Origin of the sequence: Bradyrhizobium sp. LLZ17, assembly GCF_041200145.1 — a bacterium.
Lineage (GTDB): Bacteria > Pseudomonadota > Alphaproteobacteria > Rhizobiales > Xanthobacteraceae > Bradyrhizobium.
This window is the reverse complement of sequence record NZ_CP165734.1, coordinates 107,641-124,226: the sequence shown is the minus strand read 5'-3', so window position 1 is coordinate 124,226 and position 16,586 is coordinate 107,641. Positions and strand designations below refer to the sequence as shown.

At 63.5% G+C, this 16,586-nt stretch carries 12 protein-coding genes and 2 pseudogenes; 4 read left to right on the top strand and 10 right to left on the bottom strand.

The genetic code is table 11. The annotated features are described in order from the left end of the window. Positions 1 to 297: 297 nt before the first annotated feature. Both AB8Z38_RS00560 and AB8Z38_RS00555 read right to left on the bottom strand, forming a co-directional pair. A pseudogene (locus AB8Z38_RS00560) lies at positions 298 to 462 on the bottom strand (DUF1236 domain-containing protein); the annotation flags it as partial. Between the two features lie 270 nt (positions 463 to 732). Next, positions 733 to 1,770 (bottom strand): glycosyltransferase family 4 protein, encoded by a 1,038-nt coding sequence (locus tag AB8Z38_RS00555; RefSeq protein WP_369722584.1) that lies wholly within the window; start codon positions 1,768 to 1,770, stop codon positions 733 to 735. A gap of 127 nt (positions 1,771 to 1,897) precedes the next feature. Between AB8Z38_RS00555 and galE the strand changes: the two genes are divergently transcribed. The 3 genes from galE to AB8Z38_RS00540 all read left to right on the top strand — a co-directional run bounded on the left by galE (position 1,898) and on the right by AB8Z38_RS00540 (position 5,569). Beyond that, a complete protein-coding gene (galE, locus tag AB8Z38_RS00550; protein WP_369722583.1) occupies positions 1,898 to 2,911 on the top strand; it encodes a UDP-glucose 4-epimerase GalE in 1,014 nt (337 codons plus the stop codon). Between the two features lie 118 nt (positions 2,912 to 3,029). Beyond that, positions 3,030 to 4,832 carry an ABC transporter ATP-binding protein gene (locus AB8Z38_RS00545; protein ID WP_369722582.1) on the top strand — a complete coding sequence of 601 codons (1,803 nt, stop codon included), beginning with the start codon at positions 3,030 to 3,032 and terminating at the stop codon, positions 4,830 to 4,832. 35 nt (positions 4,833 to 4,867) lie between these two features. Next, entirely contained in the window at positions 4,868 to 5,569 is a 702-nt protein-coding gene (locus AB8Z38_RS00540; RefSeq protein WP_369722581.1) for a fumarylacetoacetate hydrolase family protein, read from the top strand. Positions 5,570 to 5,646: 77 nt separating this feature from the next. Here AB8Z38_RS00540 and AB8Z38_RS00535 read toward each other — a convergent pair whose 3' ends face one another. The 7 genes and pseudogenes from AB8Z38_RS00535 to AB8Z38_RS00505 all read right to left on the bottom strand — a co-directional run bounded on the left by AB8Z38_RS00535 (position 5,647) and on the right by AB8Z38_RS00505 (position 13,385). Continuing rightward, the gene (locus AB8Z38_RS00535) at positions 5,647 to 6,117 is read right to left on the bottom strand and encodes a nuclear transport factor 2 family protein (protein ID WP_369722580.1); all 471 of its coding nucleotides are present in this window, start codon (positions 6,115 to 6,117) and stop codon (positions 5,647 to 5,649) included. Beyond that, positions 6,117 to 7,046, bottom strand: a complete 930-nt coding sequence (locus AB8Z38_RS00530; protein ID WP_369722579.1) for an aspartyl/asparaginyl beta-hydroxylase domain-containing protein — start codon at positions 7,044 to 7,046, stop codon at positions 6,117 to 6,119. Before AB8Z38_RS00530 ends, AB8Z38_RS00535 begins: the two co-directional genes overlap by 1 nt. 130 nt (positions 7,047 to 7,176) lie before the next feature. Further along, the gene (locus AB8Z38_RS00525; protein WP_369722577.1) at positions 7,177 to 7,332 is read right to left on the bottom strand and encodes a hypothetical protein; all 156 of its coding nucleotides are present in this window, start codon (positions 7,330 to 7,332) and stop codon (positions 7,177 to 7,179) included. 194 nt (positions 7,333 to 7,526) lie between these two features. After that, positions 7,527 to 8,987: a flavin-containing monooxygenase gene (locus tag AB8Z38_RS00520; RefSeq protein WP_369722576.1), complete on the bottom strand. Its 1,461-nt coding sequence runs from the start codon at positions 8,985 to 8,987 to the stop codon at positions 7,527 to 7,529. 159 nt (positions 8,988 to 9,146) lie between these two features. Continuing rightward, complete coding sequence (gene ahcY / locus AB8Z38_RS00515; protein WP_369722575.1) at positions 9,147 to 10,568, bottom strand: adenosylhomocysteinase; 1,422 nt, start codon at positions 10,566 to 10,568, stop codon at positions 9,147 to 9,149. Between the two features lie 204 nt (positions 10,569 to 10,772). After that, positions 10,773 to 11,968 (bottom strand): annotated as a pseudogene (gene metK / locus AB8Z38_RS00510) (methionine adenosyltransferase). A 61-nt stretch (positions 11,969 to 12,029) separates the two neighbouring features. Beyond that, positions 12,030 to 13,385, bottom strand: coding sequence for a hypothetical protein (locus AB8Z38_RS00505; RefSeq protein ID WP_369726710.1), 1,356 nt, complete (start codon positions 13,383 to 13,385; stop codon positions 12,030 to 12,032). Positions 13,386 to 13,557: 172 nt separating this feature from the next. On the opposite strand from AB8Z38_RS00505, the gene AB8Z38_RS00500 reads away from it, so the two are divergent. Continuing rightward, entirely contained in the window at positions 13,558 to 15,276 is a 1,719-nt protein-coding gene (locus AB8Z38_RS00500) for a caspase family protein (protein ID WP_369722574.1), read from the top strand. A 175-nt stretch (positions 15,277 to 15,451) separates the two neighbouring features. On the opposite strand, the gene AB8Z38_RS00495 is transcribed toward AB8Z38_RS00500, so the two are convergent. After that, positions 15,452 to 16,570 (bottom strand): cobalamin-independent methionine synthase II family protein, encoded by a 1,119-nt coding sequence (locus AB8Z38_RS00495; protein WP_369722573.1) that lies wholly within the window; start codon positions 16,568 to 16,570, stop codon positions 15,452 to 15,454. Between the last annotated feature and the right edge of the window lie 16 nt (positions 16,571 to 16,586).

The following is a 16,586-nucleotide window of genomic DNA, read 5'->3' as shown; positions in this document are numbered from 1 at the left end:
CTCATCTTCAGCAAAATCGATCGTCAGTTGCGTTGGCGTTCGTGTTGGCCGCATCGGTGTCTTACCCCCGCGACTGTGAAGTAAAAAAGGGCCGCATTCGCGCGACCCCCGCCGGAAAAATTTGCTCGGAATGAAATCGCAGCCCCGGCAGGAGCAATCCTGACTCCTCCAACGGAGCTGAGGAATCCGCAATAGCACGGTGTTCCTATACCGGAACCGAACGTGTCCTAATTTCCCGGAACGACATTAAAAAGGGCCGCTGCGAGAGCGGCCCTTCGTTCTCCTTCGCGGGCAGGATCAATCGATCTCTTCGATGATGCGACGCTCCTGCGGCTCCACGATATAGGTGTGGCTATCGCGGTTGATGTAGCGGTACTCGCGCAAGGTCGGCGCCTCGCGATAGACCTCCTCGGGGAAGCTCTCGACCTCCACGCCCTCCGGCACGCGCTCGCCGGTGCGAATCAGTGAGCCGCGGGACTAGATGGAATTGGAGCCGAGATCGGTTGGCGATCGCTGCGATGACGGCGCGGCCTCCCGCATGGGCCGCGGCCGGCGCGATGCGAACTTGCGACGATCACCTTCTACAGGTGTTTTGCCCGACGCGTCAAACGGATTTCGAAAAATCCGCAAAGACATCGCGCCGCCGCTCAAACCATTGATTTCGCAGTCACCGTCTACTGTGCATGGGGTTGTTTTCGCGGTTTTTGTTCGCGACCACACGCCGGCACTGGCTCAGAGCAGCGGCCGGTAGACCTCGCCGATCCGCGCCGCTTCGGCATCGAGGCTGAACTGCGCAAGCACCCGTGCCCGTCCACGCATCCCCATGGCGAGCGCGGCGGCGGGATCGCGCATCAGCGGCTCCAGCGCCGCAACGAGCGCATCAGCATCACCAGTGGGGATCAGCACGCCAGTCACGCCATCCTCGACCGCGAGCTCGGCTGCACCGGCGCGCGCTGCGACGAGCGCGCTGCCCGCCGCCATCGCCTCGATCAGCGTCAGGCCAAAGCCTTCGTTGCGCGACGTGAAGGCGTAGATCGACAGCCGCTGATACCAGCGCTGCACGTGTTCGATCGGCAGCTCGCCGGTGATGACGATACGCGATTGCAGGTTGGCAGCCTCGATGCGCTGCTTGAGATCATTCGCAAAGGCGGTCTGCTCCGCCGTGACCTGCCCGACGATGACAGCGGTGAAATCGGGATAACGCGGCAACAGCCGGCACATCGCGTCCACGAACACGTCCGTGCCCTTCTGCGCACGCACCCGGCCGAAGCAGCCGATCGCGTAAGCGCCCGGCAGCGCGGCTTCCGTGAAGGCAGCCGTGCGATCCGCTGGCGGCGCGTAGATTTCGGTGTCGACGCCGTGCGGGATCACGCTCGCCTTCACCTTCAGGAACGACGCAGAGATCCCTGAGGTCGCGATGATCGCGTCCATGCGCCGGATCAGCCAGCGCGTGATCCAGCTATGGTGCCGCTGCGCCGCCGAGGTGAAGACGAGCTTGAGCGGCCAGCCGAGCGCGCGCAGCACCACGCCCGCGATCATCTCGTTGTTGCGGCGCGCATGCCAGATCAGCGGCGCCTCGCGGCGCCATAGCCTCAGGAAATCGGCTGTGCTCAGCCGCGCGATCCCCTCCGGGGCGTCGGAGCCGAACCACGCCGCGCGATAGAGTTTCGCCAGCCGCGGCGCCACCATCCGGTTGGTCGCGGTGACCCCGGAATAGCGCCTGTGCAGATTTGGCACGATCACCTGGAGATCACCGGGGAAGTTCGCCACGTCACGCTCCGTTTCGGAAGTCCCCTATACTCAACATTAAGCATAGTGACCAGTTCAGCGGCGCCGATACCCCCTCTTCACCACGTAAACGTTAGCTTACAGCATCGATTGGAAGACGGGTGAGAGCATGACTGTGCTAGTCACCGGCGGCGCCGGTTATGTCGGAAGTCACACGGTCCTTGCGCTGGCGGAAGCCGGCGAGGACGTCGTCGTCATCGACGATCTCTCCACCGGTTTCTCTACCTGTCTGCCCGAAGGCGTGCCGCTGTTCATTGGAGACGCCGGCGACGAGAACCTGGTCGAAGGCGTGATCGCCCAGCACGACATCGAGAGCATCATCCATTTCGCCGGCTCGGTCGTCGTGCCGGAATCGATGCGCGATCCGCTTGGCTATTACCGCAACAACTTCATGACCGCACGCAGCCTGCTCAACGTCGCAGTCAAGCGCGGCATCGACCGCTTCATCTTTTCCTCGACCGCGGCTGTCTACGGCGACCCGGACCAGGTGCCGGTGCCCGAGCATGCACCGACGCGGCCGCTGTCGCCCTACGGTTCGTCGAAGCTGATGACCGAGATCATGCTGCACGACGTCGCCGCCGCCTACGGCATGCAATATGTCGTGCTGCGCTATTTCAACGTTGCGGGTGCCGATCCGCAGGCGCGTATCGGGCTCGCCACCGTCGGCGCGACGCATCTGCTCAAGATCGCGGTTGAAGCCGCGACCGGCCAGCGCGCCAAGATCGACGTGTACGGCACCGACTACCCGACTCCGGACGGAAGCTGCATCCGCGACTTCATCCACGTCACGGACCTTTCGCAGGCCCATCGCTCGGCGCTTGCTTATCTGCGCAATGGCGGCGCCTCGACGACGCTGAATTGCGGCTACGGCCGGGGCTATTCGGTGCTGGAGACGATCGATGCGGTGCGGCGGGTATCGGGCCGCAGCTTCGCCGTGCAATACGCTCCGCGTCGCCCCGGCGACATCATGACCATGGTCGCCGATACCAGCCGGATCCGCGGCCTGCTCGACTGGAGGCCGCAATACGACGACCTCGAGACCATTGCAGCGCATGCGCTGGCCTGGGAGGACAAGCTGTTCCGGGAGTCCCATGGCGAACTCCGCCACGCCGCCTCGGCCTAGATTCCATCCGGACGCAAGCCCCTAATTGGGCTTGAAAACCGTGGCTTTAGCGGGCACAGAGGCCGTTCGATCCCTGACGCGCGGGCAGGCGTTTCCCTGCGCCGTCAATGGACACCGGATGGCGCAGTTTCCAAAGAAAATCACCGACGATCCCTACGCGGCAGCGGTCCTGATTCGCCGCCTGGTCACGGAACAAGGGTTCGTCTACTGGCGGCGCTACCTCGTCGCCTTCGCGCTGATGGCGCTCGCTGCCGGATCGACCGCGGCCGCGACCTACGTCCTCGGCCAGGTCATCAACCAGGCCTATGTCGACAAGAACATCCCGGGCATCGCGATGCTCTCGGGCGTCACGGTCATCCTGCTCTTCGTCAAGGGCGTGGCGACCTACGGCCACATGGTGATCCTGACCAAGATCAGTAACGCCATCCTCGCCACCAACCAGCGCCAGCTCTTCACCAAGCTGATGCGCGAGAGCATCGGCTTCTTCTCCGAGCGGCACTCCTCTGAATTCCTGGCGCGGCTGACGGCCGGCGCAAAGTCCATCACCGACGTTCTCAACATGCTGGTCAACGCCATCGGGCGCGACCTCATGATGCTCCTCGCCATGATCGGCGTGATGGTTTGGCAGGATCCGCTGATGTCGTTCATCGGCCTCGTCGCGGTGCCGCCGGCGATGCTGGTGCTGCGCAAGCTGGTCAAGCGCATCAAGGGCCTCGCCTTCAACCAGTTCACCGGCACCGCCGACATCATGGAGACGATGCAGGAATCGCTCCAGGGCATCCGCACGGTCAAGGCGTTCACGCTCGAAGAGACGATGCAGAACCGCATCGACGAGAACATCGCGATCGTCGAGCGCAACGCAAACAAGATGGCCCGCGTCGCCAACCGCTCCAATCCACTGATGGAGATGCTCGGCGGCTTCGCGGTGGCCGGCTGCCTGCTCTATGGCGGCTACAGCGTGGTCGCGCTCGGTGCCACACCCGGCCAGTTCTTCTCCTTCATGACCGCCTTCCTGATGGCGACCGAGCCAGCCAAGCGGCTGGCGCGGCTCAATATCGATCTCAACAGCCAGCTCGTCGGCGCGCGCATGCTGCTCGAGGTCGTCGACAGTCCGGCGAGCGAGCATTCCGACGACGACAAGCCGGCGCTGAAGCTCTCTGAAGCGAAGATCGAGCTGCGCGACGTCAGCTTCTGCTATCGCTCCGGCGAGACCGTGCTCAACCACATGAGCTTTGTTGCCGAGCCGGGCAAGGTCACCGCGCTGGTGGGCCCGTCCGGCGGCGGCAAGTCGACCGTGCTGGCGCTACTGCTGCGCTTCTACGAGGTGACGCAAGGAGCGATCGTGATCGACGGTCAGTCGATCGGCGCGATCTCGCGGAAGTCGTTGCGCGAGCAGACCGCCTATGTCGGCCAGGACGTCTATCTGTTCCGCGACACTATTCGCAGCAACATCGCCTTCGGCAGGCCGGGCGCGACAGAACAGCAAATCACCGATGCCGCGAAGGCGGCCTGCGCGCATGATTTCATCATGAGCTTCCCGCTCGGCTACGACACACCCGTCGGGGAGCACGGCACGCAACTCTCGGGCGGCCAGCGCCAGCGCATCGCGGTCGCGCGCGCGCTGATCAAGAACGCGCCGATCATCCTGCTTGACGAAGCCACCGCCGCGCTCGACTCCGAGTCCGAGAAGCAGGTGCAGGAGGCGATCGAGCATCTGTGCCAGAACCGCACCACCATCGTGATCGCGCATCGCCTGCACACCATCATGCACGCGGATGCGATCCTGGTGGTCGAGGGCGGCGAGATCATCGAGCAGGGCCGGCACGACGAGCTGTTGCGCCGCTCGGGACGCTACGCCTCGTTCTTCCGGCTGCAACATCACGACGCCGGCGCTCTGGCGCCGATCAGCGCAACCGCATAGAGTTCGTTTCACCCCAAGAGCAGCGAGACCGCTTCATGAACGCCGCCTCCTACGTCATCCCGCCTCCGTCGCAGCCGTCGCTTCCCGTCGTCGGAGAGCCCGGCCGCTATCCGGTGCGCCGCATCTGGTGCGTCGGTCGTAACTATCTCGAACACATCCGCGAGATGGGCAATGACGAGCGCGCGCCGCCGTTCTTCTTCGCCAAGCACGCCGACATGCTGGTGCCCGATGGCGCCACCATCCCCTATCCGCCGCTGACCAAGGATTTGCATCACGAGGTCGAGCTGATCGTCGCGATGAAGAGCGGCGGGCTGAACATTCCGGCCGACAAGGCGCTGGACCATGTCTACGGCTATGCTGTCGGCATCGACTTGACCCGCCGCGACCTCCAGATCGCCTCGCGCAAGAAGGAACGTCCGTGGGAGGTCGGCAAGTCGTTTGACTATTCCGCGCCCTGCTCCGCGGTGCAGCCGGCATCGACGATCGGCCATCCCGCCAAAGGCAGTATCTGGCTCACAGTCAATGGCAAGGAAGCCCAGAAGGGCGACCTCACCGAGTTGATCTGGAACGTGCCTGAAATTATCTGGCAGCTTTCGCAGCAGGTGAAGCTCGCCGCTGGCGACATCATCATGACGGGCACGCCGGCTGGCGTGTCGCAGCTCCAGCCCGGCGACAAGCTCGAATGCGGCGTCGACGGAGTCGGCTCGCTGAAAGTGTCGATCGGCCAGCCCGAGTAGCTTATTTCAGCGAGTGGAAATCGGAAGGCCCCGGGCATGTCCGGGGCCTTTTCATTTCGATTGCCGACGATCCCGATCTACCAGGCCTTCACCGGCCGATCGGCATGGCTTGTCTGCGGCACACCGCGATTGAGCGACATGTGCGAATGGATACACAGCCAGCCATCGCCATGTCGCGAAAACACCATCGTCGCACGGCCGGGACGCGGAAACGGGGTGCCGTCGGGATGATAACCCGTGCTCGTCCATGGCGCGACCACCGTCGTCATCGCGCCATCGGGTGAGGTCAGAATCGCGGTCTGCTCGAGCACGAATCGGAAGTCGGTCGTCTTTGGCCAGACGTTGTTCCATTGCGTGGCAACCCATTGGTCCAGACCGGGGATGACGTCGTTATGCGTACCGAAGGCAAGCACATCCGGATGGAACAGCGGTCGCGCCGCGGCGTAGTCGACCTCGCGGACATAGCCCGCGAAGGTTTCCAGCCACACGTGGAAGAACTGCGCAATCTCGGCATTCGCGGCCGGCAAAGGCGCGGCTATCTGCTCCATCACCGCAACGCCGACACCACGATGAGGCCGAGGATCAGGGCCGTCAGCGAATATTTCAGCGTGTAGTACACGCTGCGATTCCATTCCTTGACCTTGCGGCTCGCAAGATGGATCTCGTAGAGCTTGCCGAACACCTTGTTGAGCACACCGACGCTCTCGCCGTCGACGTTCTGGGTTGCCGACGCCTTGACGATGTGGTGACTGACCCAGCGGTTGATCGCGGTCATGAAGCCGTACTTCATCGGACGCTCGACGTCGCAAAACAGAATGATGCGGTTGACGTCGGTCGCATTCTCGGCGCTGTGGATGAAGGTCTCGTCGAACATGAAGGCCTCGCCGTCGCGCCAGACGCATTCGACTCCGTCGACGAGGATGCGGCATTTGTTCGAGTTCGGCGTGACCAGCCCGAGGTGATAACGCAGCGAGCCCGCGAAGGGATCGCGATGCGCACCCAGCTTGCCGCCCGGCGGCAGCATCGCGAACATCGCGCCGTGGACGCTCGGAATCGAGTTGAGCAGTTGCACCGTCTTCGGGCACAAGGTGCGCGCGGAGGGCAGGAAGTCGTCGTACCATTTCAGGTAAAAGCGCTTCCAGCCGCTCTTGAAGAAGGAATAGAAGCCCCAGTCATTGTTCTTCGCAGCCGCGCGAATGAAGCCCTCGTCGAACAGGCGCACCGCCTCGTCGCGAATGGTTTCCCAGTTGTCGCTGAGCGGTTTCAATTCGGGGAAGTTCTCGACCGCAATGACCGGCCTGTTCGGCACCGCCGAGCCCGCATACATCAGCACGTTGTAGGGGGCGAGATAGGTCGAGTGGTCGCCGAGCTGGCGCGCGAAGCGCAGCCGCTGCTTGCCCCGGAAGTGAACGTAAATCGTCGATGCCGCCAGCACATAGAGAATGACGAGTTGCGGCGCAAAAAGCTGTTTCAGCATTTCCCCAGTTCCCGAGTGAACCGGGGACGTGATCTACTCCGACATAGCCGCAGCGGCAAGATATTCACCGCACCGTTGCGTTCACGCGGGGGGAGCAAAACGAGGGAACTGAGCGCCGAAACCAGCCGGATCAAGCCCGTGACAGCGCCTGAAGACCCTTGAAGGTCAGGCGCTTGGGGTCGGTGACGCCGGCCATATAGAGCCGGCGGATGAAGGCGATGACGGCGTCGCGGTCGCAATCGGTCAGCGCCACGACGGCGTCGACCGCGATCTTCTGGGCTTCCATTGGGCTCACCTCGGCCTCGCGAGTAACCCGGCCGAGACAGCCTAGGACTCACCGGTTAATCCGGCGTTAACCGTTTGGGCAGGATGGCCGATTCAGCCTGGAGGCCCGAATACGCAGAACAACGTATTTGTGGTTGCAGCGCGGTACCGGTCCCAGCCGCTCAGCGCGCCCCAATGCTCACATGATGGCAGTGATCAGGAATACTGCATCACACCGTCGTCGATCCGGCCGAAGCGCAGCGAGACGATATCGAAGGCGTAGTTCTGGTAAAGCCGCCACGGCCGCTTCGAGCCTTGCTTCGGCATCTTAGCGACCGAGCGCTGCACATAGCCCGAGCTGAAATCGAGCGACGGCTGCGCGGTGATGGTCGGATCGTCATTGTGCGGCATGCACTGCCGGAAATTATGCCGGTCCATGTAGTTGATCAGCCGGCAGACATATTCGCAGGTGAGATCGCATTTCAGCGTCCAGGACGCATTGGTATAGCCGAAGGCCGAGGCCATGTTCGGCACGTCGGCATACATCATCCCCTTGTAGGTCAGCGTGTTGGCGAAATCGACGGCGCGGCCGTCGACGCTGACCTCGAGCCCGCCGACGACTTGCAGCACCAGACCGGTGGCGGTGACGACGATGTCCGCCTCCAGCTCGCGACCGTCCTTGAGGCGGATTCCCCTCTGCGTGAACGTATCGATCTCGTTGGTCACGACCGCGGCGCGCTGTTCGCGGATGGCTTTGAACAGATCGCCATCCGGCACGAGGCACAGCCGCTGATCCCATGGATTGTAGCGCGGCGTAAAATGCGTCGCGACATCGTAATCGGGACCGAGCGCCATCTGCACGCCCTTGAGGATCAGGTCCTTGACCTTGGCGGGCTTGCGCCGGCTGAGCTGGAAGAAAAACATTCCCCACAGCACGTTGCGCCAGCGGATGACGTGATAGGCAAGCCGCGTCGGCAGGTTGCGGCGCAATTTGTTGGCGACGGGATCCTGCGCGGGCCGCGACACCACATAGGTCGGCGAACGCTGGAGCATTGTCACCTGCGCCGCCTTCTTGGCGAGCTCTGGCACCAGCGTGACCGCGGTCGCGCCGGAGCCGATCACGACCACGCGCTTGCCCGAATAGTCGATGTCATCGGTCCATTTTTGCGGATGCACGATGCAACCGGCGAAATCCTCAGCGCCCTTGAACTCCGGCGTGTAGCCAGCTTCGTATTTGTAGTAGCCGGCGCACATGAACAGGAAATTGCAGGTCAAGCGCACGAACTCGGTTGCGCCATCACCGGCAATGCGCTCGGCCTCGACGGTCCAGCGCGCCTCGCTCGTCGACCACGCCGCGCGCCTGACGCGGTGGCGGAAGCGGATGTGCTTCTCGATATCGTTCTCGGCCGCGGTCTCGCGCACGTAGTTCAGGATCTGCGCGCCGTCGGCGATCGCTTTCGGATCGGTCCACGGCTTGAAGGAATAGCCCAGCGTGAACATGTCGCTGTCGGAGCGGATACCGGGATAGCGAAACAGATCCCAGGTGCCGCCGATGCAATCGCGGCCCTCGACAATGACGTAGCTCTTCGTCGGGCACTTGCTCTGCAAGTGATAACCCGCGCCGATACCGGACAGGCCGGCACCGACGATCAGCACGTCGAAATGGTCTTGGGACATGATTTTCTCCGCCGTCGAGGATTGTCCGACCGGCGGCAGCGCCCGTCAACTAGCAATCGGCTCCGTCCACACGCGCACGCAGACGTGTGCGCCGCCGCCAAACAACGAAGCCCCGGATCGCTCCGGGGCCTCGCGTCGATGATTCATGTAATCAGCGGATCAATAGCGGTAGTGATCCGACTTGTACGGACCTTCCTGCTTCACGCCGATGTAGTCGGCCTGGTCCTTGCGCAGCTCGGTGAGCTTGACGCCGATCTTGGCGAGGTGCAGCCGGGCCACCTTCTCGTCCAGCGACTTCGGCAGCACGTAGACTTCCTTCTTGTATTTGCCGTCCTTGTTGTTGGCGAAGAGTTCGATCTGCGCCAGCGTCTGGTTGGTGAAGGAGGCCGACATCACGAAGGACGGATGGCCCATCGCGTTGCCGAGGTTCACGAGGCGGCCTTCCGACAGCAGGATGATACGGTGCTTGTCGGGGAATTCGATCTCGTCGACCTGCGGCTTGATGTTGGTCCACTTCAGGTTACGCAGACCCGCGATCTGGATCTCGTTGTCGAAGTGGCCGATGTTGCAGACGATGGCGCGATCCTTCATCGCACGCATGTGCTCGATGGTGATGATGTCCTTGTTGCCGGTCGCAGTGACGAAGATGTCGGCGCGCGGCGCGGCGTCTTCCATGGTCACGACTTCGTAGCCTTCCATCGCCGCCTGGAGCGCGCAGATCGGATCGACTTCAGAAACCATCACGCGGCAGCCGGCCTGGCGCAGCGAGGCGGCCGAACCCTTGCCGACGTCGCCGAAGCCCGCGACCATCGCCACCTTGCCCGACATCATCACGTCGGTGCCGCGGCGGATGCCGTCGACCAGCGATTCACGGCAGCCATAGAGGTTGTCGAACTTCGACTTGGTGACGCTGTCGTTGACGTTGATGGCTGGCCACAGCAGCGTACCGGCCTTCTGCATGTCATAGAGACGATGCACGCCCGTGGTGGTCTCTTCGGAAACGCCCTTGATGCTCTTGGCGATCTCGGCGAAGTAGCCCTTCGGCTTTTCCTTGAGCTGCTTCTTCAGAAGCGCGAAGAAGACTTCCTCTTCTTCCGAACCCGGCTTGTCCAGGAACTTGGTGTCGCCGTTCTCGGCGCGCAGACCGAGATGGACGTACATGGTGGCGTCGCCGCCGTCGTCGAGGATCATGTTGGGGTGACCGCCGCCGTGCCAGTCGAACAGCTTGGCGGTGTAGTCCCAGTATTCGGTAAGGCTCTCACCCTTGACGGCGAACACCGGAATCCCGGCGGCCGCGATCGCGGCGGCGGCGTGATCCTGCGTCGAATAGATGTTGCAGGAGACCCAGCGGATGTCGGCGCCGAGCGCTGCCAGCGTCTCGATCAGCACGCCGGTCTGGATCGTCATGTGCAGCGAGCCGGCGATGCGCGCGCCCTTCAGCGGCTGCTTCGGGCCATACTCCTCGCGGGTGGCCATCAGGCCGGGCATCTCGGTCTCGGCCAGCGAGAGCTCCTTGCGGCCGAAATCGGCGAGCGAAATATCCTTGACGATGTAATCGGTGAAGCCGGGCTTCGCGTTCATGTCTGTTTCCTAGTCGGTGGGTCTGGCGTGTCAGTAACGAAGCAAACGAAGCGCCTTGCGGCACAGTCTTCTCCCTCTCCCCAATTCGTATGGGGAGAGGGGCTGGGGGTGAGGGGCTCCATCCGCGCAACTCGGCCAGTGGAGAGTCCCCTCACCGCCGCTTCGCGGCGACCTCTCCCCGCAAGCGGGGCGAGGTAAGAGCGTTTAGAGCGCGCGCTTGAGCGGCTCGACCAGATCGGTCTTCTCCCAGGAGAAGCCGCCCTCGTTGTCGGGCGTGCGGCCGAAATGGCCGTAGGCCGAGGTGCGCGCGTAGATCGGGCGGTTGAGGTCGAGATGGCTGCGGATGCCGCGGGGAGTGAGGTCCATCGCCTGCGCCGCCGCCTTCTCGAGCTGGTCCTCCGACACCTTGCCGGTGCCGTGGGTGTCGATATAGATCGAGAGCGGACGCGCCACGCCGATGGCGTAGGCGAGCTGCAGCGTGCAGCGGTCGGCGAGACCGGCGGCAACGATGTTCTTGGCGACGTAGCGCGCCGCATAGGCCGCGGAACGGTCAACCTTGGTCGGATCCTTGCCGGAGAACGCACCGCCGCCATGCGGAGCCGCGCCACCATAGGTGTCGACGATGATCTTGCGGCCGGTCAGGCCGGTGTCGCCGTCGGGACCGCCGATGTAAAACTTGCCGGTCGGGTTGATGTGCCAGATGGTGTTCGGCGTGATCCAGTCCTTCGGCAGCGCCTCGCGGACATACGGCTCGACGATGTCGCGGATCTGCTTGGACGAGATGTCCTCGACCAGATGCTGGTGCGACACCACGATCTCGCGCACGCCGACTGGCTTGCCGTTCTCGTACTGCACGGTGACCTGGCTCTTGGGTCCGGACCGAGCACCTTTTCGCGGCCGGAGTGACGCGCTTCGGAGATCAGGCGTAGGATCTTGTGGGCGTAGAAGATCGGCGCCGGCATCAGATCCGGCGTCTCGTTGGTGGCGTAACCGAACATGATGCCCTGGTCGCCCGCGCCTTCTTCCTTAACCTCGCCCGGCTGAAGCGCATCGACGCCCTGCGCGATGTCGGCCGACTGCGGATGCAGGAGGATCTCGATATCAGCGGTGTTCCAGTGGAAACCGTCCTGCTCGTAGCCGATGTCCTTGATTGCGGCACGAACGACAGCTTCGATCTGCTCGTTGGTGACAGATGCGGGGCCGCGGGTCTCACCCGCGATCACCACCTTGTTGGTGGTCGCGAGCGTCTCGCAGGCGGCGCGGATGGCCCAGGGATCGATGCCAGCTTTGGGCCCTTCGCGATAGAACAGATCCACGATCTCATCGGAGATCCGGTCGCACACCTTGTCCGGATGGCCCTCGGACACGGACTCGCTGGTGAAGAGATAGGACGCGCGCATCAGTAACCCCTTGTTCCGCCACATCAGGGCGGGCGTTTGCGATGTTTACTCTCGGATGATGTCAATCACGCCGGCGCGAGATGACGTAGGATTCGTCAAGAAACCAGAGCCCGTTGTACTTTCGCAGCACGTCCCTGGCGGCATCCAGAGTACGGCCGTTTTGAGTCATATCTGCCAAACGGTCGTCCTCGATCTGGGCGACATACACCGCCGCATTCCACGCTGCAAAGGCCGTCGAGGTTCCGATGGTACCCGTCACCTCGTTGGGCAGCGCTTCCATATCATACCTGAAGATCGAGCGGTTATCCGCATAAACATTAAAGTTTAGGTCGCGGCCCAACGATCCGAGCTCATACTTAACGGCGCGCAATAGCTCATGACGGCTGACGGCGAAAGGATTTTCTCCGGGCCAGACGGCCTGGATCATTTCCATGCCGGGATCCTGGCCATGGGAGTGGATTCCGATCAGACGCCCCCCTGCCCGCAATGCCCGCGCCAGCGGTGCAATGATCCGCTTTGCCCTGAAATTGACCGAAGACAGGGCCCGATATGGCTGGGATGCAATGACGAGGTCGAAATTGGCCTCGGCTTGTCCGGGGCGGGGAATGGTCGAATCCAGCAGAAATCTGTGGTCCTCGCGGTAGAGCACCAGCACGACCGGCCGCTCGTATAATGGCATGCCGGTACGTGGGCTGATGGCCGCGCGCCAATTCTGCTCCAGAAACGGCTTCAGCTCGGCAATCTGGGTCTCGAAATCACCGGATGAGTCTCCCCGTAGCGGCACCTCGTGCCAGACGGCGGCGGCAGCGGCCGCAGGTGAGGCCGGCGTGAGCCAGGGCGCCTCTGCATAGAGCATGTTGGTGAAGACGAACACCGAGGCGGGATGCTCGAACAGGCGGTCCGGCACCTTGTCCAGGGTCAGGCGCACGTCCTCGAGACTGAGCTCCTTGCCGGCGACATAGAACGGCATGTGCGGAAAGCGCTGGTGCATCGAGCGCAGCACCCGCGCCAGCACCGTGCCGTCGCCGACACCGGCATCGAACACGCGCAGCGCCGGGGGCCGCGGATGGATGCTGGCGAGTTCGAGCGCCACGCGCTCGGCGACCACCCGCTTCTCGCTACAGGTGTGCACGAACAACAGATATTTCTGCCGGTTCTCGAAAAAGCGGAAATTGCCGCGCGGATCACGCTTCTCCGGCGGCACCTGAAGTCCCCGCGGCGGCGGCAGGCCGCCGGTCGTTGACGCGGCCATATAGGCCTGGATCCGGTCCAGCGTGTCGATGGTGATCCGCTTGCCCTCGCGCAAGCGATGCACCAGTTTCCCATCGTTCACGGCGCGCCGGCCAAACGTCGATTCCGCCATGTCCGCCTGACGGCAGAACTCGGTGATTTGGCTGAGGATTTCGTCGTTTTTCATCAGTGGGACGGGAGTGGGCAGAATGGGTGGGGACAGCCTCTTAGCAAATTCTGCCCACCTGGGAAATAGGGGACGAGATCCCTCCCCGCTGCGTTCCCGGGAACGGGAGCGATGAACCGTGGCTCTGTCCGGGGCAACCAACAAGAGCTCCTCCCTCTCACGGACCCCTGCCATGCGCCGCCTGCTCGTCGCGCTCTCGCTCCTCGTCGCAACCCTGTCGACCGCGCCGGCCCTGGCACAGGCACGCAACCAGCTCGGGCCGCTCTGCACCAGCGATACGGCGGCTGCGGACCAGATGGTCGACGCCTGCACCAAGATCATCGCGCTGAAGGTGTTCAAGGGCGAGCAGCTTGCGACGGTCTATTTCTGGCGCGCAGTCGGCTGGAACAAGAAGGGCGATTACGCAAAGGTCATCGCTGATGCCACCGAGGCGATCCGGCTCCAGCCGGGCCAGGCGGTCTACAATCTCAGGGGATCGGCCTATTACGATAAGGGCGACTACGACATTGCGATCGCCGATTTCGACGATGCGCTGAAGCTCGGCCCGCCCAGCGGCACCATCTTCCACAACCGCGGCAATGCCTGGCGCGGCAAGGGCGACTATGCCAGGGCGATCGCCGATTACGATACGTCGATCAAGGCGGATCCGAAATCGGCGTTCTCGTTCCAGAACCGCGGCATCTCGAAGGAGGCGCTGGGCGATCTCGACGGCGCGCTCGCCGACATCAACCAGGCGATCCGGCTCGACCCGACGCTGCCGCAACCGCTGATCAACCGCACCGCGATCTGGCGCGCCAGGGGCGATCTCGATCGCGCCATTGCCGACGGCGGCGAGGCGATCCGGCTTGCCAAGGAAAAGCCGCCGGTCAATATCATGACACCGCCGAACAGCGTGCTGATCTCGGGCTACACCCAACGCGCGCTGGCCTATGAGGCGAAAGGCGACTACGCGCGGGCGAGAGATGACTACAAGGCCGCACTGGCGATCGTGGCTTCGGATGCCGGCAGCAAGTCCAACCAGGCGACCGCAAAGGTGCGCCTGTCGCTGCTGACCGATGCGAGCACGCCGATTCCGCGTGACGCTCCCTCACCACCGACACAGCAGACGGCCGCATCAGCGCCGCAGCAGACCGGCGCGGCACCAGCGCCCTCGCCCGCTCCGACTGCGCGTGGGACGCGCATGGCGCTGGTGATCGGCAATGGGGCCTATGCGCATGTCAAGGCGCTGCCCAATCCGCCGAACGATGCGCGCGCCGTTGCCAGGAGCTTGCGCGACATCGGCTTCACCGTGTCGGAGGGAGTCGATCTCGACCGCGCGACGATGCAGAAGATGACGCGCGACTTCCTGCTTGGCGCGGCGCGAGCGCAGGTCGTCGTGGTGTATTATGCCGGGCACGGTGTTCAGGTCGACGGCCGCAACTATCTCATCCCCGTCGACGTCGAGTTCAAGCCGGGCACCGGCATGACCGAGTCGATGATCGACATGGACACGATCATGGCGGGGCTCGACGATCAGGTCCGCACCAACATCCTGATCTTCGACGCCTGCCGCAACAATCCGATGGCACAACGGGTCACAGCTGCCAGTAGCAGTCGCGGCATCGAAGGCGTATCAGGCCTCGCCGCGCCCTCGAGCCTGGGCTCCGGCGCGACACTGGGCGCCGGCACGCTGATCGCCTTCGCCACAGCGCCTGGCCAGGTCGCGCTCGACGGCGAAGGCGCCAACTCCCCGTTTTCCGCAGCGCTGTCCCGCCACCTCGGCACGCCGGGCCTGGAAGTGCAGCAGATGCTGACGCGCGTGCGAGCGGAAGTGGTCTCGACGACGAAGAACAAGCAGGTGCCGTGGTCGAACTCGTCGCTGCTGGGCGAGGTTTACCTGGCGGAGAAGTGAGGGGGCGCTTGGGCGCTGCGTATGAGAAGCGTCGCTCGACGCGCCACACACTCAACTGTCATCGCCCGGCTTTGACCGGGCGATCCAGTATTCCAGAGAGGGCGAGAGGTACGGAGAAGCTGCGGCGTACTGGATTCCCCGCCTGCGCGGGGAATGACAGCGAGCTAGCGGGGACCTACTGGCCCCACACTTCCTTCGCGATCTCGACGGCCAGGCTCAGCTTGGCCCACTGCTCTTCCTCGGAGAGGATGTTGCCCTCTTCGGTCGACGCAAAGCCGCATTGCGGGGACAGCGCGAGCTGCTGCAGCGGGACGAACTTGGCGGCTTCTTCCAGACGGCGCTTGATGGCGTCCTTGCTCTCGAGCTCGCCGAACTTGGAGGTGATGACGCCGACCACGACGACCTTGTTGCCCTTGGGCAGGAAACGCAGCGGCTCGAAGCCACCGGCGCGGTCGCTGTCGTATTCCAGGAAGTAACCGTCGTAATTGGTGCCCGCGAGCATGGTCTCGGCCACGGGCTCGTAACCGCCGGAGGAGATCCAGGTCGAACGGAAATTGCCGCGACAGACATGCGTGGTCACGACCATGTCCGCAGGCTTCTCGGCGAGCGCATAGTTGATGATGCGCGCGTAGATCTGCTGGAGGCCTTCCGGATTGTCGCCGCGCTCACGCGCCTTCTGAAGTTCGTCCTGCGAGCAGAGATAGGCCCACACGGTATCGTCGAACTGGAGATAGCGGCAGCCGGCATCGTAGAACGCCTTAACGGCTTTCCGGTAGGTCTTGCCGAGGTCTTCGTAGAAGGCGTCGAGATCGGGATAGACGTCCTTGGAGATCGCCTTGCGGCCGCCGCGGAAGTGCAGCACCGCCGGCGAGGGGATCGTCATCTTGGCGGTGACGTGGGCCTGGTCGGCGCATTTTTTCAGGAAACGGAAGTGATCCAGCATCGGATGATCGTCGGGGAAGTCGAGCTTGCCGATCACACGCACCGCATCGTGACGGGTCTGCACGCCCGCGAACTGGATGCCGGTCTCGGGGTGGAACAGCTCACAGCCGGTGAGCTTCGCCAGGAAATCGAAATGCCACCAGGAGCGACGGAATTCGCCGTCGGTCGCGAGCTTCAACCCGAGCGAGGCCTGCTTGTGCACGACCTTCTCGATCTCCATGTCCTCGATCTTGCGCAGATCGTCGGCCGAGATATCGCCCTTCTCGAGCCGGCTGCGGGCTTCCTTGATCTTGGCCGGACGCAGGAGGCTGCCGACCTCGTCGGCGCGGAAGGGGGCTTTGGTTCGCTGCATTCTTGTCTCTCCCGAA